This is a genomic window from Clostridioides sp. ES-S-0006-03 (assembly GCF_020662275.1).
Taxonomy (GTDB): domain Bacteria; phylum Bacillota; class Clostridia; order Peptostreptococcales; family Peptostreptococcaceae; genus Clostridioides.
In genome coordinates this window covers 1-20,427 of record NZ_JADGMM010000013.1, presented here as the reverse complement: position 1 = coordinate 20,427, position 20,427 = coordinate 1, and the positions used below count along the sequence as shown (strand labels likewise).

The 20,427-nt window shown below is 28.7% G+C and carries 21 protein-coding genes and 1 riboswitch; all 21 genes read left to right on the top strand.

Annotated elements, in window-relative coordinates:
* The 21 genes from cobU to IR151_RS15400 all read left to right on the top strand — a co-directional run bounded on the left by cobU (position 1) and on the right by IR151_RS15400 (position 20,210).
* On the top strand, positions 1-561 hold the full coding sequence (gene cobU, locus IR151_RS15500) for a bifunctional adenosylcobinamide kinase/adenosylcobinamide-phosphate guanylyltransferase (RefSeq protein ID WP_227436174.1): 561 nt from the start codon (positions 1-3) through the stop codon (positions 559-561).
* Between the two features lie 9 nt (positions 562-570).
* Entirely contained in the window at positions 571-1,344 is a 774-nt protein-coding gene (gene cobS / locus IR151_RS15495) for an adenosylcobinamide-GDP ribazoletransferase (protein WP_227436172.1), read from the top strand.
* Positions 1,345-1,364: 20 nt separating this feature from the next.
* Positions 1,365-1,979 (top strand): histidine phosphatase family protein, encoded by a 615-nt coding sequence (locus tag IR151_RS15490; protein WP_227436170.1) that lies wholly within the window; start codon positions 1,365-1,367, stop codon positions 1,977-1,979.
* Positions 1,980-2,026: 47 nt separating this feature from the next.
* Positions 2,027-2,206, top strand: a riboswitch (cobalamin riboswitch).
* Positions 2,207-2,325: 119 nt separating this feature from the next.
* On the top strand, positions 2,326-3,840 hold the full coding sequence (locus tag IR151_RS15485) for a cobyric acid synthase (protein ID WP_227436168.1): 1,515 nt from the start codon (positions 2,326-2,328) through the stop codon (positions 3,838-3,840).
* A gap of 39 nt (positions 3,841-3,879) precedes the next feature.
* Positions 3,880-5,256: a cobyrinate a,c-diamide synthase gene (locus IR151_RS15480; RefSeq protein ID WP_227436165.1), complete on the top strand. Its 1,377-nt coding sequence runs from the start codon at positions 3,880-3,882 to the stop codon at positions 5,254-5,256.
* On the top strand, positions 5,257-6,219 hold the full coding sequence (gene cbiB / locus IR151_RS15475) for an adenosylcobinamide-phosphate synthase CbiB (protein WP_227436164.1): 963 nt from the start codon (positions 5,257-5,259) through the stop codon (positions 6,217-6,219).
* 32 nt (positions 6,220-6,251) lie between these two features.
* Entirely contained in the window at positions 6,252-7,322 is a 1,071-nt protein-coding gene (locus IR151_RS15470) for a pyridoxal phosphate-dependent aminotransferase (RefSeq protein WP_227436162.1), read from the top strand.
* Position 7,323: 1 nt separating this feature from the next.
* Positions 7,324-8,211 (top strand): cobalamin biosynthesis protein, encoded by an 888-nt coding sequence (locus IR151_RS15465; protein ID WP_227436160.1) that lies wholly within the window; start codon positions 7,324-7,326, stop codon positions 8,209-8,211.
* Positions 8,199-8,831 (top strand): cobalt-precorrin-8 methylmutase, encoded by a 633-nt coding sequence (locus tag IR151_RS15460; RefSeq protein ID WP_227436158.1) that lies wholly within the window; start codon positions 8,199-8,201, stop codon positions 8,829-8,831. The genes IR151_RS15465 and IR151_RS15460 overlap by 13 nt, the downstream gene beginning before the upstream one ends.
* An 8-nt stretch (positions 8,832-8,839) precedes the next feature.
* The gene (gene cbiD / locus IR151_RS15455; RefSeq protein WP_227436156.1) at positions 8,840-10,066 is read left to right on the top strand and encodes a cobalt-precorrin-5B (C(1))-methyltransferase CbiD; all 1,227 of its coding nucleotides are present in this window, start codon (positions 8,840-8,842) and stop codon (positions 10,064-10,066) included.
* The gene (locus tag IR151_RS15450) at positions 10,063-10,671 is read left to right on the top strand and encodes a cobalt-precorrin-7 (C(5))-methyltransferase (protein ID WP_227436153.1); all 609 of its coding nucleotides are present in this window, start codon (positions 10,063-10,065) and stop codon (positions 10,669-10,671) included. Before cbiD ends, IR151_RS15450 begins: the two co-directional genes overlap by 4 nt.
* Positions 10,661-11,236, top strand: coding sequence for a decarboxylating cobalt-precorrin-6B (C(15))-methyltransferase (locus IR151_RS15445; protein ID WP_227436152.1), 576 nt, complete (start codon positions 10,661-10,663; stop codon positions 11,234-11,236). The genes IR151_RS15450 and IR151_RS15445 overlap by 11 nt, the downstream gene beginning before the upstream one ends.
* Positions 11,229-11,981, top strand: a complete 753-nt coding sequence (locus IR151_RS15440) for a cobalt-precorrin-4 methyltransferase (RefSeq protein ID WP_227436149.1) — start codon at positions 11,229-11,231, stop codon at positions 11,979-11,981. The genes IR151_RS15445 and IR151_RS15440 overlap by 8 nt, the downstream gene beginning before the upstream one ends.
* Complete coding sequence (gene cbiG / locus IR151_RS15435; protein WP_227436147.1) at positions 11,965-13,089, top strand: cobalt-precorrin 5A hydrolase; 1,125 nt, start codon at positions 11,965-11,967, stop codon at positions 13,087-13,089. Before IR151_RS15440 ends, cbiG begins: the two co-directional genes overlap by 17 nt.
* Positions 13,086-13,811 (top strand): precorrin-3B C(17)-methyltransferase, encoded by a 726-nt coding sequence (gene cobJ / locus IR151_RS15430; protein WP_227436145.1) that lies wholly within the window; start codon positions 13,086-13,088, stop codon positions 13,809-13,811. The genes cbiG and cobJ overlap by 4 nt, the downstream gene beginning before the upstream one ends.
* Positions 13,808-14,560 carry a precorrin-6A reductase gene (gene cobK / locus IR151_RS15425; protein WP_227436144.1) on the top strand — a complete coding sequence of 251 codons (753 nt, stop codon included), beginning with the start codon at positions 13,808-13,810 and terminating at the stop codon, positions 14,558-14,560. The genes cobJ and cobK overlap by 4 nt, the downstream gene beginning before the upstream one ends.
* A gap of 18 nt (positions 14,561-14,578) precedes the next feature.
* A complete protein-coding gene (locus IR151_RS15420; RefSeq protein WP_227436141.1) occupies positions 14,579-16,057 on the top strand; it encodes a cobalt-factor II C(20)-methyltransferase in 1,479 nt (492 codons plus the stop codon).
* Positions 16,058-16,086: 29 nt separating this feature from the next.
* Entirely contained in the window at positions 16,087-16,992 is a 906-nt protein-coding gene (hemC, locus tag IR151_RS15415; protein ID WP_227436139.1) for a hydroxymethylbilane synthase, read from the top strand.
* On the top strand, positions 16,982-18,481 hold the full coding sequence (gene cobA / locus IR151_RS15410; RefSeq protein ID WP_227436137.1) for a uroporphyrinogen-III C-methyltransferase: 1,500 nt from the start codon (positions 16,982-16,984) through the stop codon (positions 18,479-18,481). The genes hemC and cobA overlap by 11 nt, the downstream gene beginning before the upstream one ends.
* A gap of 15 nt (positions 18,482-18,496) precedes the next feature.
* A complete protein-coding gene (gene hemB / locus IR151_RS15405; protein ID WP_227436135.1) occupies positions 18,497-19,462 on the top strand; it encodes a porphobilinogen synthase in 966 nt (321 codons plus the stop codon).
* 169 nt (positions 19,463-19,631) lie between these two features.
* Positions 19,632-20,210 carry a bifunctional precorrin-2 dehydrogenase/sirohydrochlorin ferrochelatase gene (locus tag IR151_RS15400; RefSeq protein ID WP_227436126.1) on the top strand — a complete coding sequence of 193 codons (579 nt, stop codon included), beginning with the start codon at positions 19,632-19,634 and terminating at the stop codon, positions 20,208-20,210.
* Positions 20,211-20,427 lie beyond the last annotated feature (217 nt).

Below are 20,427 nucleotides of genomic sequence, written 5' to 3'. Positions count from 1 at the left end.
ATGAGTCAAATTATTCTGGTAACAGGAGGAGCTAGGTCAGGAAAGAGTAATTTTGCAGAAAAATTGTGTTTAGATAGGAATAATAATACAGCCTACATAGCGACATCTATTCCATTTGATGATGAGATGAAAGATAGAGTAAGAAAGCATCAAGAGAGTAGACCTAAAAGTTGGAAGACATATGAAATATATGAAGATATATATTCTATAATTAAAAATATATGTGGAGAACATGAGACTGTTATACTAGACTGTGTCACACTATTAGTAAATAATTTAATGTTTTCACATAATTTAAACATAGAAGAATCTACTCAAGAAGAAATAAATAAATTGGAAGAGTACATAAAAGAGCAAATTAGTAAACTGATTAAAGAAATAGAAAAAACAAATCTATATTTTGTATTTGTGACAAATGAATTAGGTATGGGAATTGTTCCTGGAAATAAACTTAGTAGAATATATACTGATATTGTAGGTCGTATAAATCAATATATAGCATCAAAAAGCAATGAAGTTTATTTTGTAGTTAGTGGAATACCTATGAAAATAAAGGAGTAGTATGTGACTATGAAAAGATTTATTTTGATACTACAGTTTTTGACAAGGATACCTATAAAATTAGATGTAGGATTTGATGATGAATTTTACAAATCCATAGTATATTTCCCACTTGTAGGTCTTGTTATTGGTATATTAACTTATTTAATAGGATGGGTTTCTATACTTTTGTTTCAGCCATTTATATGTGCGATTATAATAACACTTGCTGGTGTTTTGATTACTGGGGGGCTTCATATAGATGGATTAGGGGATACATTTGATGCAATATACAGTTATAGAGACAAAGAGAAAATGCTTGAAATAATGAAAGACTCTCGATTAGGTACAAATTCGCTTTTAGCAATTATGTTTGTACTTTTATTAAAGATTGGATTTGTATATAGTATTATAAGCAATAATTCACTATGGGTTATAATATTCATGCCAATGATTGCAAGGTTAGGAGTAATGTTATTGACATATAAAACGGTAACACCAAGAGCAAAAGGAATGGGGAATTTATTTATAGGAAAATTGACTACAAGTATGTTAATAACAGCTATAATATATACATTATTGATAGTTAGTATTATTGCTAAATTAATATTTTTAGTGCCTAATATAGTATTGATTAAAGTATTATGCTCAGCTATAGCAGTTTTTATATTTATAACATTGTTTAAAAATCATATTTATAAAAAAATTGATGGAGTAACAGGAGATATATTAGGTTGTGGAATAGAACTTTCAGAACTTGTATATTTGATTTATATATATTTGTTAATTTTTATGTTTATTTAAAACTAAAAAGTGGTGATAATGTGATAAGATTAATATTAATAAGACATGCATTGACAATTGATAATGAAAAAGGAAGATTATCAGGTCATATAAATAGTTATATAAGTGAAGAAGGTAAATTGCAAATAAATAAAATTACAAAATATATGAGTAGTGAAAGTATAGATAAGATTTATACAACTCCATCTTCACGTACTAAAGATACAGTAGAGAAAATATCAAAGCTGAAATCAATAGAAATAGAAGAAAGAGAAAATCTAAGAGAAATTAGCTTTGGAGACTTTGAAGGAATAACTTTTGAAGAAATAAAAGTTAAGCATCCAAAAGAATTTGAAAAAATGATAGAAGAAGGTAGCAATTATAGATACCCAAATGGAGAAAGTTTGATAGATTCATATGAAAGAGTAGCAAAAGAGATTGACAATATAATTTTAGAAAATGATGACTATTTAAATAGAAAAGCAATACTTATATGTTCTCATGCAGGTACAATAAGAAACATAATAACACATTTGATTTCTGGTAGTTATAAATATCATTGGAACTTTAAAATTGATAATGCATCTATTACAATTTTGGAAGTTGATAATGGATTTACTGTAATAAATAAAATGAATTTTACTGATTTTATATAAATTAAACATTAAACGATATGTGCTTATAAACTTACTAACAAAAATAGAATATTAGATTAAAATTAGGTTCTCAATTAGATGTAAAAAGGGAAAAAGGTTAGATGCCTTTGCAGCCCCCGCTACTGTGAAACCAACGAAACTATAAATACCACTGTCAATTTGATGGGAAGGTTATAGGAGTAGGATGAAGTTAAGCCAGGATACCTGCCTAATTTAATTTAAAACATGAGGTCTTCGGGGTGAAAGATTTTTAATTGATATATATATAAAAGTCCTAGCTTTAGAAGCATTAGGACTTTTTTTATTTTATTTGTAGGTAAAATTTAACTTTAAGGAGGGGGAGAAAGTGGGTAAAAAAGTAATGTTACAGGGAACTGCATCAAATGTAGGTAAGAGCATTTTATCAGCAGGATTGTGTAGAATATTTAAACAAGATGGTCATACTGTTGCTCCTTTTAAGTCACAAAATATGGCTTTAAATTCTTTTATAACTAAAGAAGGATTGGAAATGGGGAGAGCACAAGTATTTCAAGCAGAAGCGTCAAAAATAGAGCCAATAGTAGATATGAATCCAGTCTTATTAAAACCTTCTGGAAATCATAAAAGTCAAGTGATTGTAAGGGGAAAAGTTGTAGGAGAAATGCATTCATCTGAATATCATGATTATAAGCTAGAATTGGTAGATGTATTAAAGGAAACCTTTAATAATTTAAGTTCAATGTATGACATTGTGGTTATGGAAGGTGCAGGGAGTACTGCAGAGATAAATTTAAAAGATAGAGATATATCTAATATGGGTATGGCAAAAATAGCAGATGCACCAGTAATAATAGTTGGGGATATTGATAGAGGAGGAGTATTTGCATCATTAGCAGGTACAATGCTTTTATTAGATGATGATGAGAGAAAAAGAGTCAAAGGAGTAATAATCAATAAATTTAGAGGGAAAAAGGAACTCCTACAAGATGGTTTAAAGATGCTTGAAGATATTATAAAAGTACCAGTTTTAGGTGTGGTTCCTTATATGGATATAAAAATAGAAGATGAAGATAGTGTAACAACTAGATTTAAGAAAAAAATGGATAAAAATGATATACATATAGAAATAATTAGAACTCCACATATGTCAAATTTTACAGATTTTAATATATTTGAAACACAAGAAGATGTAAGCCTTAGATATGTAGACTATGGAGAAGCTATAGGAAATCCAGATATATTGATAATACCTGGAACTAAAAGTACTATAGATGATTTAAAGTACATAAGAGAAAGTGGTCTTGAGTCACAAATTAAAAATTTACATAGTCAGGGTAAATTGATATTTGGAATATGTGGTGGGTATCAAATGCTAGGTAAAAAATTAAAAGACCCTTATCATGTTGAAAGTGAAATTGAAGAAGTAGATGGCATTTGTCTTTTAGATACAGAAACAATATTTGAAGAGGAAAAGACTACAACTCAAGTAGAAGCCACCATTATTGAATGTACTGGCGAATATATGAACAACCTTAAAGGTAAGAAAGTAAAAGGCTATGAAATACATATGGGAATTACAAATCGCAGTAATAAAGTAAGTAGCTTAGACTTAATAACAAAAAAACTAGATAAAGAAGTCAATTATACTGAAGGAAGTGTAAATAAAGAAGGTAATGTAATTGGTACTTATCTTCATGGAATATTTGATGAAATAGATTTTACAAGAGCAATTTTAAATAATATAAGAAAGAAAAAGGGATTAAAAGAATTAGAAAGTACTGTAAGTTCTTTTGATGAGTTTAAAGATAAAGAGTATGATAAATTGGCAGATTTCTTGAGAGAACATTTAGATATAGAGCAGATATATGAAATTATGAAATAAGAATGACTTTATATTTATACTTTAGGTAGGAGGTGTATTATGAAAAAGATTCTGATTGCAGGTACTAGCAGTGGAGTTGGGAAGACTACAATATCATTAGGCATAATGCAGGCTTTAGTTAAGAGAAATATGAAAGTACAGCCGTATAAAGTAGGGCCAGACTATATAGACCCTTCATATCACACATTTATAACTGGAAGACATTCTAGGAATTTGGATTCTTATATGTTAGATGATGAAAAGATAAAGCATATAGTAAATAAATCTTCAAAGGATGCAGATATTTCAGTAGTAGAAGGAGTTATGGGATTATATGATGGTTTTGGGATAGATTTAGATAATTGCACAAGTTCACATACTTCTAAGGTATTAAAAGCCCCAGTTATACTAGTTATAAATGGAAAATCTATGGCTGCATCTAGTGCTGCTATGGTACTAGGATATAAGGAACTAGATAAAGCTGTGGATATAAAAGGTGTTATAGTAAATAATGTAAAAACTAAGAGCCATTATCAAATAATTAAGAGTTCTATAGAGAAATATTGTAATATCGAAGTGTTGGGATACTTTCCTCCAAATAATAAATTTTCATTAGAATCCAGACATCTAGGTCTAGTTCCTAGTGTTGAGATGAAATCTTTAAGAGAAAAGTTTTATACTTTAGCTGATGAGATTGAAAACTACATAAATATTGATAGAATAATCGAAATCTCAGAAAGTGATGAATTTGAGAGTAGTTTTGATTTTCAAAATCTAATAGAAAATAATAAGATAAAAGAGCATGTTAAGGATAAATCAATAGCCATAGCATATGATAAAGCCTTCAATTTTTATTATAGGGAAAACATAGAACTTTTAGAAGAGCTTGGATTAGAAGTAAACTATTTTAGTCCTCTTGAAGATACATCAGTGCCAAATTCAGACTATATTTATATTGGAGGCGGTTTTCCAGAGATATTTGGGAAAGAACTAGAAGCAAATGAATCAATGAGAGCCTCTATACTAGAAGCACATAATAATAATATTCCTATTTATGCAGAATGTGGTGGATTAATGTACTTAGGTGAGAAGTTACTTAATCAAGAGGAACAAGAATTTAATATGGTTGGCATATTTAATGGAACTAGTAAGATGACACCTTCTTTAAAGAGGTTTGGATATTGCCTTGGTATAGCTAAAGAAAATACAATTTTATCTAAAACAGGTGAAATTATTAAAGGGCATGAGTTTCATCATTCAATATTTGAAAGTGATGAGAAATGTGCATATTCAATGAAAAAAGAAAGAGAAGGAAATTTAATAGAAGAATGGGATGGAGGTTATAGCAAAGGAAATACACTGGCAACATACCTTCATACACATTTTTATAATAACTTAAATTGCATAGAAAATTTTTTGGAAAAGGGAAATGAGTAAATGAATATTTTATCTATTTATATAGGGTATATAACAGATTTAATTGTAGGAGACCCATATTCTTTCCCTCATCCAGTAAGGTTTATTGGAAAACTTATAAATCTTATCCAAGGGATAATAAGGAAGGCCTCTAAAAATGAAAAACAGTTAAAAATTGGTGGCTTTATATTATGGTTTGTAACTGTTGGAATAACTTACTTAGCAACTTATGTTATAGTGAAGCTATGTAGTTTTAATGTATTATTAAGCACTGTAGTAAATGGGTTTATAATTTATACGACATTAGCAACAAAGTGTTTAAAAGATGAAGCTGTAAAAATTTATGATGTATTAAAGACTGGAGACATAGAGAAATCTAGAATTCAATTATCTTATATAGTGGGTAGAGATACAACTAATTTAAGTGAACCTGAAATAATAAGAGCAACTGTGGAAACTGTGGCAGAAAATACTGTAGATGGTATAATTGCACCTATGCTTTATGCATTTATTGGGGGAGCACCACTTGCTATGGCGTATAAAGCCATAAACACTCTTGATTCAACTGTCGGATATAAGAATGAAAAATATAAAAATATTGGTTTTGCTTCTGCTAAAATTGATGATATAGCTAATTATATACCAGCAAGAATAGCTGTTATTCTTATGACAGTAGGGAGTTTTTTTCTTGGTTATAACTATAAGCGTTGTTTTAAAATTTCTATTAGAGATAGAAAAAATCATAAAAGTCCAAATTGTGCTTTTTCAGAAGGTGCAGTATCAGGAGCCTTAGGAATTCAACTAGGAGGAACCAATGTTTATTTTGGAAAAAAAGTAGATAAGCCAACGATAGGAGATAAAACTAGAGAGATAGATATAGAAGATATAATTAAAACAAATAAAATTATGTATGCTTCTTCATTGACCTCTATATTAGTATTTACGCTGGTATCTGTGGTATGTAGGATGATTTTAATTATATAAATTAATTGTGTATTGATTTAAGGGGGATGTAGATGAAGGATTTAGGGCATGGTGCTAATGTAGACGAAATGGCAAAATTGTATGGGAAAGACCCAAAAGAAATAATAGACTTTAGTTCAAATATAAATCCAAAAGTTTTACCAAATTTAGAAAAATATATTTTAAGAGGGTTAGATGAATGTAGGAATTATCCAGATATAAATTATACAAACTTGAGAAAAAATATATCAAAATATATAAATATAAATTCAAACTTTATAATACCTGGAAATGGAGCAACAGAGATAATTTATTTGCTTATGAAGAGTATTAAAAAAAGATTGGCTATAATAAACCCCACTTTTTCAGAGTATAGAAGAAGTGCCAAACTAAATAATATAGATATTATAGATTTAGAATTAGATTCAAATAATAATTTTAAACTTGATATAGATATAGTAAAAAATAACATTGAAAAATTTGATTGTTTATTTATATGTAATCCAAATAATCCTAGTGGGAATGTTCAAGATTTAAAGGAACTTGTTTGTTTATTAAATGAAAACAATAAGATGCTAATAATTGATGAAACTTTTATGGAATTTATCGAAAATGAAAATGAATATAGTTTAGTTAAATATATAGAGTCAAATAAAAATATATTTATAATTAAAGCTGTGACTAAATTTTTTGGAATGCCTGGTTTAAGATTAGGGTATGGCCTTACAAGTAATAGCAACATTATGGATAAAATTTATGAGTATAAAGAACCATGGACTATAAATTCTTTTGCTGATATGCTATCCAATTTTGTTTTTGAAGATAAAGATTATATTAGAAATAGTAAAGAGTACTACATAAAAGAAAGAAAATACATGTTACAAGAGTTAAAAAACATAAGAAATATAAAAGTTTATGATACAGATGCTAATTTTATCCTAATAAAAGTTTATAAAAAGACAGCTGATGAGTTAAAAAAAGATTTGTTTAAGCACGGAAATATATTGGTTAGAGATGCGTCTAACTTTATAGGATTGGACGACAGTTTTATAAGGATAGCTATAAAATCTCATGAAGATAATAAAATTCTTATAGAAAATATAAAAAATTTATTAGGTGATTAAAATGAAATCTTATGGAATATGTCCAGCATCATGTGGAGAGTTTGTTCAAGGGATAATAGATGATGAAGAATATCTATGTTCATATGCTATAAATATGTACTCTAAGGTATGTATTGAAGAGAAATTAAAAGATATAAATTTAGGTAGACATAAATCAAGAATAGCTATAGAAAAGGTATTTGAAAAATTTAATTTGCCTAAAAAAGATACCAAAAGCATTTCTTTAAATATAAACAGCAAAATACCTGTTGGAAAAGGGATGGCAAGTTCGACAGCTGATATAGGGGCTACTATAAAAGCAACATTATCGTTAATAGATAAAGATTTAAATAGTGAAGAAATATCGAAATTGGCAGCAGAAATAGAACCAACAGACTCTATATTTATAAATAAAAATAGTATATTTAATCCCTTAAATGGTACTGTTATAAAATACTTGGGAAATATAACTAATGCAAAAGTTATAATTCTTGAACCTAATAAAGTATTAGATACGATGAAAATTAGAATGAGGAAAGATTATAGTAAGCTAAAAATCGAAAATAAGGAAATTATAAAAAAGTCATTTGCTCTTTTAGAAGAAGGTCTGAAGAAAGATGATTTATCCTTAGTTGGAGAGGCTTGTACATTAAGTAGTTTAGCAAACGAAAATATAGAAAAAAAAGAATACTTAAATGAAATAATAAAAATATCTAAGCTATATGGAGCCTATGGAGTAAATATTGCCCATAGTGGTACAGTAATAGGGATTTTAATTGATAAGCTTATGAATGATAAGAAATTAATAGATGTATTATGTGAGTCTAATATAAATTCTGTTTATAATAAAATCTATACCTTGGATATAATAGATGGTGGAATTAAGGGGGAAGTAGAATGGAATACATAAAGAATCCTATGAAAATAGAAGAGAGAAGTTTTGAATTAATACAAGGAATAATAGATGAAATCAGACCAGATTATAAATTTAAAAATGAGATTGAAGAAAAAATAATAAAAAGAGCTATACATACTACTGCTGATTTTGATTACTTGGATATATTAAAAATATCAGAAAAGGCAGTTGATAGTATAATAGATGCGCTAAAAAATAATGCAAGTATTTATACAGATACAAATATGGCTCTGAGTGGAATAAATAAGAAGAAGTTGGAAGCATTGGGATGCAAATATAAATGTTTAGTAGCGAATGATGAAACTGCAAAAGTAGCTAAAGAAAAAGGTATTACCCGCTCTATGGCAGCTGTAGAAATTGCATCAAAAGAAGAAGGAAGAAAGATATTTGTACTTGGGAATGCACCAACAGCTTTATATAAAGTTATGGAAATGAAATCAGAAGGGAAATTGGATGTAGATGCAGTTATAGGAGTTCCTGTAGGTTTTGTAGGAGCACAGGAGTCAAAAGATGAAGTTGAAAAGACAGATATACCATATATAATTTCTAAAGGTAGAAAAGGTGGTAGTAATTTAGCAGCAGCAATAGTGAATGCTATCTTATATGCCATGTAGGTATCTATATGGAAGAATATGTATATATAGATGGGAAAAAGTATAGAAGAGGATATACTACAGGTTCTTGTGCTACAGGTGCATCTAAGGCTGCTGTGTATATGATGATTACAAAAAATAAAATTGATACAATAAACATAGATACTCCTAAGGGAATACCACTATCATTAAATATTGATAATATAAACATTTCTGATGATTTTGTGGAATGTTCTGTAAAAAAAGATGGTGGAGATGATATAGATGCAACACATACTATGGATATCTATGCAAGAGTTGAAATTATATCTAAAACTGATGATAGCAATAGTTATCTTACCTTAGAAAATATTGATAACATAAATATTAGTGAAGAATGTCAAAGTGAACTCTATAAATTTATTAGGGTCTATGGTGGAACTGGTATTGGAGTAGTAACTAAAAAAGGATTAAGTGTAGGTGTTGGTAAACCTGCCATAAATCCAACTCCATTAAGAATGATAAATCAAGAAATAATAAAGCTTATAGAAAGTGATTTTGAATCTATGCTTGGGCATGATAAAGTTTTAAAAATAACAATCTTTGCTCCACAAGGAGAAAAAATCGCAAAAAAAACATTTAATCCAAGGTTAGGAATAGTTGGAGGAATATCTATAATAGGTACAACTGGGATAGTTGAGCCGATGAGCGATGAGGGCTGGAAAAAATCTTTATCTATAGAACTCCAAATGAAAAAAGAACAAGGTTTAGACAAGATAATATTAGTTCCAGGAAATCATGGAGAACAATTTATAAGAGAGAAACTGAACTTAGATATTAAGTATGTAGTAAGAACCAGTAATTTTATTGGTTATATGATTAAAGAGGCTCAAAGAATAGGATATAAAAAAATATTGATGGCTGGGCATATAGGTAAATTTATAAAAGTATCAGCTGGGATTTTTAATACTCATAGTAAAGTAGCAGATGCTAGAAGTGAGATATTAGTGGCAAATCTAGCTTTAATGGGAGCTACACATGAATTTTTACATAAAATAAATCAGTGTTTAACTGCTGAAGAAGCTGTAGAGTTGATAAATAATAGCGAATATAAACAGGTTTATAATATATTGAGTAATAAATGTAGAGATAGAGTAAAGCAATATTTAAATGAAGAGGTAGATGATATTGATGTAGAAGTAATAATTTTTTCAATGGATAAGTCTTTGTTAGGAAAATCAGATAATACAGATGATTTATTGGAGGTTTTTATATGATAAATATAATAGGTTTAGGGCCTGGTAACTTAGACTATATAACAAAAAAAGGTGAAAATTTAATTTCTACTTCAGATGTATTAATTGGTGGCAGAAGGAATTTAGAATCTGTAAAAAACTTTGAAGGAGAAAAAATAATATTAGATTCTAATTTAAGAGAAATTGTAGATTATATAAATAACAATAGTGAAAAGCAAATATCAATAATAGCTTCAGGTGATCCACTGATATATGGTATAGGTAAGTATTTATCTAAAAATATTGATAATAAGATGTTAAATATGGTTTCTGGAATTAGTTCTTTACAATATATATTTTCAAGGATATATGTTGATATGAATGATTTATATATTACCAGTAGCCATGGTAAAATACCAGATTTCGATTATATACTATCACATAAAAAAGTATGTATGGTTACAGATTCTAAGATAGGACCAAAGCAAATAAGTAAAGAAATAATAGATAGGAATTTAAATAAAATTATTGTTGTAGGTGAGAATTTATCATATGACAATGAAAAAATAACAATAGCAAAGCCAGATGAAATAATAAGAATGGACAATTTCGGAATGAATGTTGTGGTGATTTTAGATGAGGAATAGTGAATTTATAACAGGTAAGGTTCCAATTACTAAAGAAGAAGTTAGAGCAATATCAATAAGCAAACTAGATTTAGTAAATGCTGAGAGTTTTATAGATATAGGTGCTGGTACAGGAAGTGTAAGCATTGAAGCTGCATATAACTATCCCAACCTAGAGGTTATATCTATAGAGAAAAATGATGCTGCTGTAGAACTTATAGAAAAAAATATTAAAAAGTTTAATTTGAAAAATGTAGAAGTAATAAAAGGCTATGCACCGATAAAGATAAGCTTAAATAATAAAGTTGATTCTATTTTTCTTGGGGGTACTGGAAATAACTTAGAAGAAATAATAGCATGGTCTAAAAAAACTTTAATTACAGGAGGAAGACTTGTAGCTAATTTTATAATCATAGAAACATTTAACCAAACTCTAAAGTTACTTAGAAAATATGGGTTTAAAGAAATAGATGTATGTGTTTTAAATGTTTCTAAACTAGAGAAACTGGGAAAAGGTGAATATTTTAAACCACTAAATCCTATATATATAATATCTTGTGAAAAAGGGGAAGATGATGATGAATAAAGTACATTTTGTAGGAGCAGGACCTGGAGACAAAGAGCTAATAACTTTGAAAGGGTATAAACTATTAAGTAATGCAGATGTAGTAATATATGCTGGCTCACTTGTCAATCCTGAGCTTTTAGAATATTGTAAAGAAGATTGTCAAATACATAATAGTGCACATATGGATTTACAAGAAATAATAGATGTTATGAGAGATGGTATAGAAAATAACAAGTCTGTTGTGAGATTACAAACAGGAGATTTTTCTATATATGGTTCAATTAGAGAACAAGTGGAAGATTTAAATAAATTGAATATAGACTATGATTGTACACCAGGAGTGAGTTCTTTTTTAGGGGCAGCTTCATCTCTAGGAGTGGAATATACAGTTCCTGAAATTTCTCAAAGTGTTATTATAACGAGAATGGAAGGAAGGACTCCAGTTCCTGAAAAGGAATCAATACAATCTTATGCTAAGCATCAGACATCTATGGTAATATTTTTATCAGTTCAAGAGATTGAGAAGGTTGTATCTAAATTATTAGAAGGCGGTTATCCAAAGGACACACCTATAGCAGTTATATATAAAGCTACATGGGCAGATGAAAAAATAGTTAAAGGAACTTTAAATGATATAGCTGTAAAAGTTAAAGAAAATAACATAAATAAAACTGCTTTAATAATGGTAGGTAGATTTTTAGGAGAAGAATATAATAACTCAAAGTTATATGATAAGGATTTTAAACATGAGTATAGAGGGTAATATCGCTATAATTTGTATTACTGAAAACGGAAAAAATTTAGCTAGAAAGATAGAATCTTTAGTGGACAATTGTGTTGTATATCAAATAAAAAATAAAAAAGGTACTTTAGATATTAGTCAGGAAGATTCTGTACAAATAATACAAAAAAAACTAAGTGATTTTGTAGGAGAGGTATTTAATAAATTTGAGTATATAATATTTATAATGGCGACAGGGATAGTTGTACGAAGTATAGCACCATATATAATAAGCAAGTTTAGTGACCCTGCAATTTTAGTGATAGATGAGAAAGGACAAAATGTAATAAGTTTATTGAGTGGACATATTGGAGGAGCAAATAGTTTAACGCATTATATAAGTAGTCTTATCAATGCGAATCCAGTAATAACAACAGCTACTGATGTAAACCAAAAAGCTTCTTTAGATATGATAGCAAAAAAATTAAATGCTTATATTGATAACTTTAGAGAAAATGTAAAAGAAGTAAATTCTATGTTAGTAAATGGTAAATGTGTTGGTTTGTATGTTGAGGAAGGCTATCAAGTTGACACTAGAGGATTTAAGCTTATAAAAAGTAGTAAAGGATTAAAAGATAGTTTTTTAAATAAAGATATAGAAAAGATAGTTATAGTAAGCAACAAGATAAATTTTACTAAAGATATAGAAAGTTTAGATGTGGATAATAACTTTACACATAATTATTACAGAGAAAAAATAATAAAAGTGATTCCAAAAGATATAGTTATAGGGATTGGGTGTAGAAGATACACAGATAGTAAGTTGATGTTTGATTCTTTACTAGAATTTTTTGAGGTACAAAATATAGATATTAAAGCTGTAAAAATCATTGGAAGTATAGACCTAAAAAAAGATGAAAAGGCAATCATTGATTTAGCAAAAAAGCTAAAAGCGCCATTTAAGACATTTTCAATAGATGAAATATCCAAAGTTGATGATATGTTTGATAAATCCGATTTTGTGAAAAAAAATGTAGGTGTATATTCAGTAGCAGAACCTGTAGCATATCTTTTAAGTAAGGGAAACTTAATAGTTGAAAAACACAAATATAAAGGAATAACTTTTTCGGTAGGGAGAATAAAAATATGATATATGTTGTAGGAATTGGACCAGGAAATAAAGATACTATGACTTTAGAGGCGATAAAAGCGATAGAGGACTCTGAGGCTATTGTTGGGTATAAGACTTATATAAATTTAATAGAAGAATTTATAAGTGATAAAGAAATAATTCAAAATGGTATGAGACAAGAAGTTGATAGATGTAAACAAGCAGTAGAAGAAGCGAAAAAAGGGAAAAAAGTAGCAGTTATAAGTAGTGGAGATGCCGGTATATACGGAATGGCAGGACTTATTTTAGAATTAATATCTAAGGAAAGTGAAGACATAAGAGTTAAAGTAATTCCAGGTGTTACTGCTAGTATTGGTGCAGCAGCTATACTTGGAGCACCTATTATGCATGATTTCTGTCATATAAGTTTAAGTGATTTAATGACTCCATGGGAAGTAATTGAAAAAAGATTAAAGTTAGCTGCAGAAGCTGATTTTGTAATATGCCTGTATAATCCAAGAAGTAAGGGAAGAAGTGAACATCTAAGTAAAGCATTTAAAATAATGGGAGAGTTTAAAGATGGAAATACACCTGTTGGAGTGGTCAAAGATGTAGGTAGAGAAAAAGAAACTAAGTTTATATGTACTTTTGAGAATATGGATTTTGAAAAAGTTGATATGACTACTATGGTTATAATCGGAAATAAATCTACTTATATTGATGGTGAACTGATGATAACTCCAAGAGGTTATACAGTATGATTTTGATTCTAGGAGGAACTTCAGACAGTTTAGCTATATGTGATATGATAAATGAATTGGAAAATCAGTCCTATGTACTTTCAGTAACTACAGAATATGGAAAAGAACTTGCACAAAAACATACAAATAATATAGTTTTAGGTAAGCTTGGAAAAGAAGAAATGCTAAGGTTTATAAAGGATAATCATATAGCTAGAATAATAGATGCTACTCATCCTTATGCAGTTGAAGTATCTAAAAATGCTATTACTTGTGCAAAGTTATCAAACATAGAGTATATAAGATTTGAAAGAAAATCGTTAATAGAAGAAATAAATTATGACAATAAGTTTATAGTAGATACAATTGAAGAAGCCTGTAAAATTGCAAATAAAATAGGAAAAAATATATTTATAGGAACAGGAAGTAAAAACTTAAACAGATTTGTAGAAGGAATAAGTAATAAAAATTTAGTGGTTAGAGTTCTTCCGACAAGTGAAGTTATCTTAAGTTGTGAAAAATTAGGTTTAAATGCAGACAATATAGTAGCAATGAAAGGTCCGTTTAGCCAGTGTATAAACGAGGAAACATATAAACATTATGATGTAGATTTAGTTATAACAAAAGAAAGTGGGGTAGCAGGAGGTTTTTTAGAAAAAGTAAATGCATGTAAAAATCTCAATATACCAGTAGTAATTATTAAACGAGAATCGATTAACTACGAAAATGTAATTAATGACATAAATAAAATTAAAGACATAATTGTGTGATTTTTAGGAGGAGAAGATATGAAGAAAGCCTTATTAGTAGTAAGTTTTGGGACAAGCTACCATGAAACAAGAGAAAAGACAATAGATGTGTGTGAAAATAAAATAAAGAATTCGTTAAAAAACTATGATTTTTTTAGAGCGTATACATCAAATATGATAATAAACAAAATAAAAAAAAGAGATGGCATAGAAATAGACAACCCTATACAAGCTTTAGATAAAATATATGAGCAAGGGTATGACGAAGTAATAATTCAAACGCTTCATATTATATGTGGAGAAGAATTTAATAAGCTAAAAGAACAAGTAGAAAGCTATTCTTCTAAATTTAAAAAACTTATATTAGGAAGACCTTTACTTACTCACATAGAGGATTATCAAGAATCAGTAGAGGCAATTAAACATCAAATTCCTCATATGGAAAGTGATGAAGCAGTAGTATTTATGGGTCATGGAACAGTTCATGAGTCTCATTCAGCATATCCAGCCTTGGAATATATGCTTAGAGATAATGGAGTAAATGCTTATGTTGGTACGGTTGAAGGTTATCCAGAAATAGAACATGTAATGAGAAGATTAAAAGAAGGCAATATAAAAACTATAAATTTAATGCCATTTATGCTAGTTGCAGGTGACCATGCCATAAATGATATGGCAGGAGATGAAGAGGATTCTTGGAAGACAATACTTGAAGATAATGGATTTAATGTGAAAATTCATTTAAAAGGGCTAGGAGAAAATCCTTATATACAAGATAAATTTGTTCGTCATACTCTTAAATGTGCAGAAACTGCTAAGTTTTATGGTATAGGAACAGGACCAGGAGATAGTTCTTTACTTACAATAAAAGCAGTTAATACTCTAAAAAAACTAGATGTTTTATACACTCCGGAGTCAAAAAGGGGTGGAGAAAGCTTGGCATTATCAATAGTTAATGAATATTTACCAGAATCACTAGAGATAAAATCTAGACATTTCCCAATGAGTTTTGATGGAAACGAAAAAGAACTAGCTTGGGACAATGTAGCAGAGGAAATTATATCAGATGTTAATAATGGTAAAAATGTAGGATTTGTAACATTGGGTGACCCTATGCTTTATAGTACATATGTGTATATAATGAACAGAATAGTAGATGAGATAGAAGTAGAAACTATACCAGGAATTTCTTCGTTTTCTAATATAGCATCTAATCAAAATTTTCCATTAGTTATGGATAGAGAAGCATTAGTAGTAGTTCCTTGTACTATGGAAGATGATAAGATAGAGAATGCTCTACAAAATTATAATTCTATAGTGTTAATGAAAGTGTATAAGAATTTTAAAGAAATAATAAAAAAATTAGAAAAATATAATCTGATAGAACATGCTATTTTAGTTAGTAATTCGTCTCAAGATAGTGAAACTGTATTTAAGGATTTAAGAGAAGCACATCTTGAAGATAAGATATCTTATTTTTCTACGATACTAGTAAATAAAGAGAACAAAATAAAATAGACGAATGTAATATTTAAAGGAGATTTAATATGAATATCGTGGTTGGAACTAGGGGTAGTAATCTAGCACTTATACAAACTGAATGGGTAATAAATGAGCTAAAAAAGAAACATCCTTATATTAATTTTGAAATCAAAATTATAAAAACAAAAGGAGATATAATTCAAAATGTTTCATTAGATAAAATAGGTGATAAAGGATTATTTGTAAAAGAAATAGAGCAACAATTATTGGATGGACAGATAGATATAGCAGTACATAGTATGAAAGATATGCCTTCTTATTTGGCAGATGGACTAAAATTTGCTCATACACCTAAAAGAGAAGACCCAAGAGATGTGTTAATACTTAGAGATGAATATAAAAGCCTAGATGATTTACCTCATGGAGCAGTAATAGGAACAGGGAGTAAAAGGAGAAAATTTCAATTATTAAAGCAAAGACCTGATTTAAACATAGTTCAAGTTAGGGGAAATGTAGAGACTAGAATACGAAAAATCAAAGATGAAAATCTACATGGAATTGTATTAGCTGCATCAGGAATAATAAGGGCTAATTTACAAGATAAAATAAGTTCTTATTTACCTGTTGATGTTGTCATTCCAGCACCTGCTCAAGGGGCTTTAGCTATAGAGATAAGAAGTAATGATAGTGATGTTGAGGAGATAGTGAACTCACTAAAAGATAATGATACAGAAATCCAAATATTAGCTGAAAGAGGATTTTTAGATGGTGTGAATGGAAGTTGTCATATTCCAATGGCAGCTTATTGTGAAATAAATCAAGATAAAATACATCTTACTGGTTTATATGGAGATTCAGAAGGAAATAAAATAGTAATTAAGTCCATAGAAGGAGATATCTCTTCTCCTAGAGAGTTAGGTTTAAAGTTAGCTAAACTTGTATTGAAGGAGTATGAAAGTTATGAAGGGTAAGGTTTACTTAGTAGGTGCAGGACCAGGAGATTATAAACTCATGACTCTGAAAGGCTTAGAGTGTATAAGAAAATCGGATGTAATAGTATATGATAGATTAGCAAATAGTAGTTACTTAAGAGAAGCTAAAACAGATTGTGAATTTATATATGTAGGAAAGGCATCAAGCAATCATATTTTGCCACAAGAAGATATAAATAGAGTTATAGCAGAAAAAGCTAAAGAAGGAAAACTTGTGACTCGTTTAAAAGGTGGAGACCCTTATGTATTTGGTAGAGGTGGAGAGGAAGCAGAGACTCTAGTGGATGAAGGTATAGAGTTTGAAGTAGTTCCAGGGATAACTTCTGCAATAGGAGGTTTATGCTATGCGGGTATTCCTATAACACACAGAGACCACGCTTCATCATTTCATGTAATAACAGGTCATCTGAAAGGTGATGATAGTGGGGAATTAAATTGGAATGCTCTTGCAAACAATAAAGGCACTCTTGTGTTTTTGATGGGGATTTCTAACTTGAAGAAAATAAGTGAAAACTTGATGAAAGAGGGAAAGAGCAAAGATACACCAGTTGCTCTTATAAGTTGGGCAACTAGATATAATCAAAGGGTTGTTACATCTACACTTGAAAATGTCTATGAAGTTGCTATCAAAGAAGAAGTAAAACCACCAACTCTTATAGTAGTTGGAAGTGTTGTAGGACTTAGAGAAAAACTGAATTTCTTTGAGGGGAAACCTTTGTTTGGAAAAAGTATAGCTGTGACTAGGTCTAGAAATCAAAATAGTGTATTAGTAGAAAAGATAATGGATTTAGGTGGGAATCCAATAGAGATACCTACTATTAAGATAGAAAAAATACAGAATAATACTAAATTGGAAAATGAAATAAAAAATATAAATGAATATAACTATCTAATACTAACCAGTAAAAATGCAGTAGAAATATTTTTTGAGAAGATTTATGAAGTGAATTTTGATTCAAGAATATTATCTAACCTAAAGATATGTGCAATAGGCTCAGCAACGTCAAGTGAATTGAAGAAAAGAGGAATTACAGCAGATATAGTACCAAAAAAATTTGTAGCAGAATCATTATATGAAGAGATATCACCAATTTTAACTGAAAATGATAAGATACTTATACCTAGAGCAGAAAATGCTAGAGACTATTTAGTTGATAAGCTTAAGGAAATTTGTGAAGTAACAGAAATACATACATATAGAACCGTGATAGATGAAGATAAAAGAAATGAAATATTAGATATTTTAAATTCGAATGAGATAGATTATATAACATTTACAAGTTCATCAACAGTAAATAATCTTATTGAGATTATAGGAAAAGAAAATATTAAAATTTTAGATAAAATAAAAGTATTGTCTATAGGGCCTATAACTACAGAGGCAATAAATAATTTAGGAATAAATTTATATAAAGAGGCTACAACATCTACAATAAATGGATTAGTAGATTTAATTATAGAAAATTAATTTTGGAGGATTGAGATGTTAAGAAGACCAAGAAGACTAAGAGCAAGTAAAGCAATAAGAAATTTGGTAAGAGAAACTAAAGTAAATGTAGAAGATTTAATATATCCTTTATTTGTAGTAGAAGGGGAGAATGTAAAAGAAGAAATTAAATCTTTACCAGATGTTTATCACTTATCAATAGACATGTTAGAAGAAGAAATAAAAGAAATAAGAGATTTAGGAATTGAACATATAATGTTATTTGGTGTACCAGATGAAAAAGACGAATGTGCATCACAAGCATTTAATGAGAATGGAATAGTACAAAAAGCGATTAGAAAGATAAAGGAAATAGATTCAAATATAAATGTAATAACAGATGTCTGTATGTGTCAGTACACAAGTCATGGACATTGTGGAATTTTAACAGATACTGGTTATGTTGATAATGATAAATCATTAGAATATTTAGCTAAGATATCTGTAAGTCATGCTAAAGCAGGAGCAGATATGGTTGCTCCATCTGACATGATGGATGGAAGAATACAAGCAATAAGAGAAGCTTTAGATGAAAATGGTTTGGAAAATATCGGTATAATGGCTTACAGTGTCAAATACGCTTCAAATTTTTATGGACCTTTTAGAGAAGCAGCTCATTCAGCACCATCATTTGGAGATAGAAAGACATACCAGATGGACCCTGCAAATAGCAATGAAGCTATGATAGAAACAGAACTTGATGTATTAGAAGGTGCAGATATACTTATGGTTAAACCTGCATTATCATATTTAGATGTTATAAGAAGAGTTAAAGATAATTTTGATTTGCCTTTAGCTGCTTATAATGTAAGTGGAGAATACTCTATGCTTAAGTTAGCTGTTAAAGAAGGATTATTAAATGAAGATGTAATTCTTGAAGCAATCACATCTATAAAGAGAGCAGGAGCAGATATAATAATAACTTACTTTGCTAAAGATATTGCTAAATTATTAAGAAAATAAGCTATTAAAATATAAAGTATTATGAAAAGTATAGAAATTGTAATTTGTTATTTTAAAATATTTTCATCTACAAGTTTAGTAATCTATAATCTTAGTAAATGAAAATATAAGTGACTTTACAATTTCTATATTTGTTTATGTATTTAATAAAAATTTTGGAGGGTAAAAAATGCTATATCCTATTAACTTAAAATTAGATGACTTAGATGTAGTCATAATAGGAGGAGGAGAGGTTGCATATAGGAAATGTAAAAACTTTTTAGATTTTAATAAGAGTGTTACTGTAGTTTCTAAACATATTTTAAATAAGTTTCATGATTTAGAAGGTAACATAAATATAATAAAAGACGATTATAAAGAAGAATATATAGAAAGTAGCTCTGTGATAATTGCTGCTACAGATAATAGGGAGCTGAATTTAGAAATAGGATTATATTGTAGAAAAAATAAAAAACTAGTAAATGTTGTTGATAATGTAGAAATATCAAATTTTACTGTTCCATCATATGTAAAAAGAGGTGATTTGCTTATAAGTGTATCCACAGGGGGTAAAAGTCCATCTTTGTCTTCAAAAATAAAAAAGGAGCTAGAAGAAAAATATACTGAGGATTATGAGGAATATTTGAACGTGTTAGGCGAGATTAGAAAAGAAGTTATAAAAAAATATCAAGATAAAAATAAAAGAAAAAGTATACTTAATATGTTGATAGTACTTGATTTAGATGAATTAAAAAAGTTTAATGTATAAAGTTTTTTAAAAAAAATATAAAAAAGCTGTTGACGAATTATTTTTAAGGTGATATAGTATTACTTGTCCTTAAGAAAAGGGCAAACATGAAAAATGAACTTTGAAAATTAAACAGTAGGTTAATTTATAAAACAAGAAACAAACCATAAAGCCAGATATTTAGATAACAATAGTATCTGAGCCTGATAAACTTTTATTTGAGAGTTTGATCCTGGCT

Bases quoted from the DNA above. Each gene is read 5' to 3' on its own strand.
- IR151_RS15460 (WP_227436158.1), top strand. From the start codon at position 8,199: ATGGAATACATAAAGAATCCTATGAAAATAGAAGAGAGAAGTTTTGAA.
- IR151_RS15445 (WP_227436152.1), top strand. From the start codon at position 10,661: ATGAGGAATAGTGAATTTATAACAGGTAAGGTTCCAATTACTAAAGAA.
- cbiD (WP_227436156.1), top strand. From the start codon at position 8,840: ATGGAAGAATATGTATATATAGATGGGAAAAAGTATAGAAGAGGATAT.
- hemB (WP_227436135.1), top strand. From the start codon at position 18,497: ATGTTAAGAAGACCAAGAAGACTAAGAGCAAGTAAAGCAATAAGAAAT.
- cobA (WP_227436137.1), top strand. From the start codon at position 16,982: ATGAAGGGTAAGGTTTACTTAGTAGGTGCAGGACCAGGAGATTATAAA.
- cbiB (WP_227436164.1), top strand. From the start codon at position 5,257: ATGAATATTTTATCTATTTATATAGGGTATATAACAGATTTAATTGTA.
- IR151_RS15420 (WP_227436141.1), top strand. From the start codon at position 14,579: ATGAAGAAAGCCTTATTAGTAGTAAGTTTTGGGACAAGCTACCATGAA.
- cobK (WP_227436144.1), top strand. From the start codon at position 13,808: ATGATTTTGATTCTAGGAGGAACTTCAGACAGTTTAGCTATATGTGAT.
- IR151_RS15440 (WP_227436149.1), top strand. From the start codon at position 11,229: ATGAATAAAGTACATTTTGTAGGAGCAGGACCTGGAGACAAAGAGCTA.
- cobJ (WP_227436145.1), top strand. From the start codon at position 13,086: ATGATATATGTTGTAGGAATTGGACCAGGAAATAAAGATACTATGACT.
- IR151_RS15400 (WP_227436126.1), top strand. From the start codon at position 19,632: ATGCTATATCCTATTAACTTAAAATTAGATGACTTAGATGTAGTCATA.
- cbiG (WP_227436147.1), top strand. From the start codon at position 11,965: ATGAGTATAGAGGGTAATATCGCTATAATTTGTATTACTGAAAACGGA.
- hemC (WP_227436139.1), top strand. From the start codon at position 16,087: ATGAATATCGTGGTTGGAACTAGGGGTAGTAATCTAGCACTTATACAA.
- IR151_RS15480 (WP_227436165.1), top strand. From the start codon at position 3,880: ATGAAAAAGATTCTGATTGCAGGTACTAGCAGTGGAGTTGGGAAGACT.
- IR151_RS15450 (WP_227436153.1), top strand. From the start codon at position 10,063: ATGATAAATATAATAGGTTTAGGGCCTGGTAACTTAGACTATATAACA.
- cobS (WP_227436172.1), top strand. From the start codon at position 571: ATGAAAAGATTTATTTTGATACTACAGTTTTTGACAAGGATACCTATA.
- IR151_RS15470 (WP_227436162.1), top strand. From the start codon at position 6,252: ATGAAGGATTTAGGGCATGGTGCTAATGTAGACGAAATGGCAAAATTG.
- cobU (WP_227436174.1), top strand. From the start codon at position 1: ATGAGTCAAATTATTCTGGTAACAGGAGGAGCTAGGTCAGGAAAGAGT.
- IR151_RS15465 (WP_227436160.1), top strand. From the start codon at position 7,324: ATGAAATCTTATGGAATATGTCCAGCATCATGTGGAGAGTTTGTTCAA.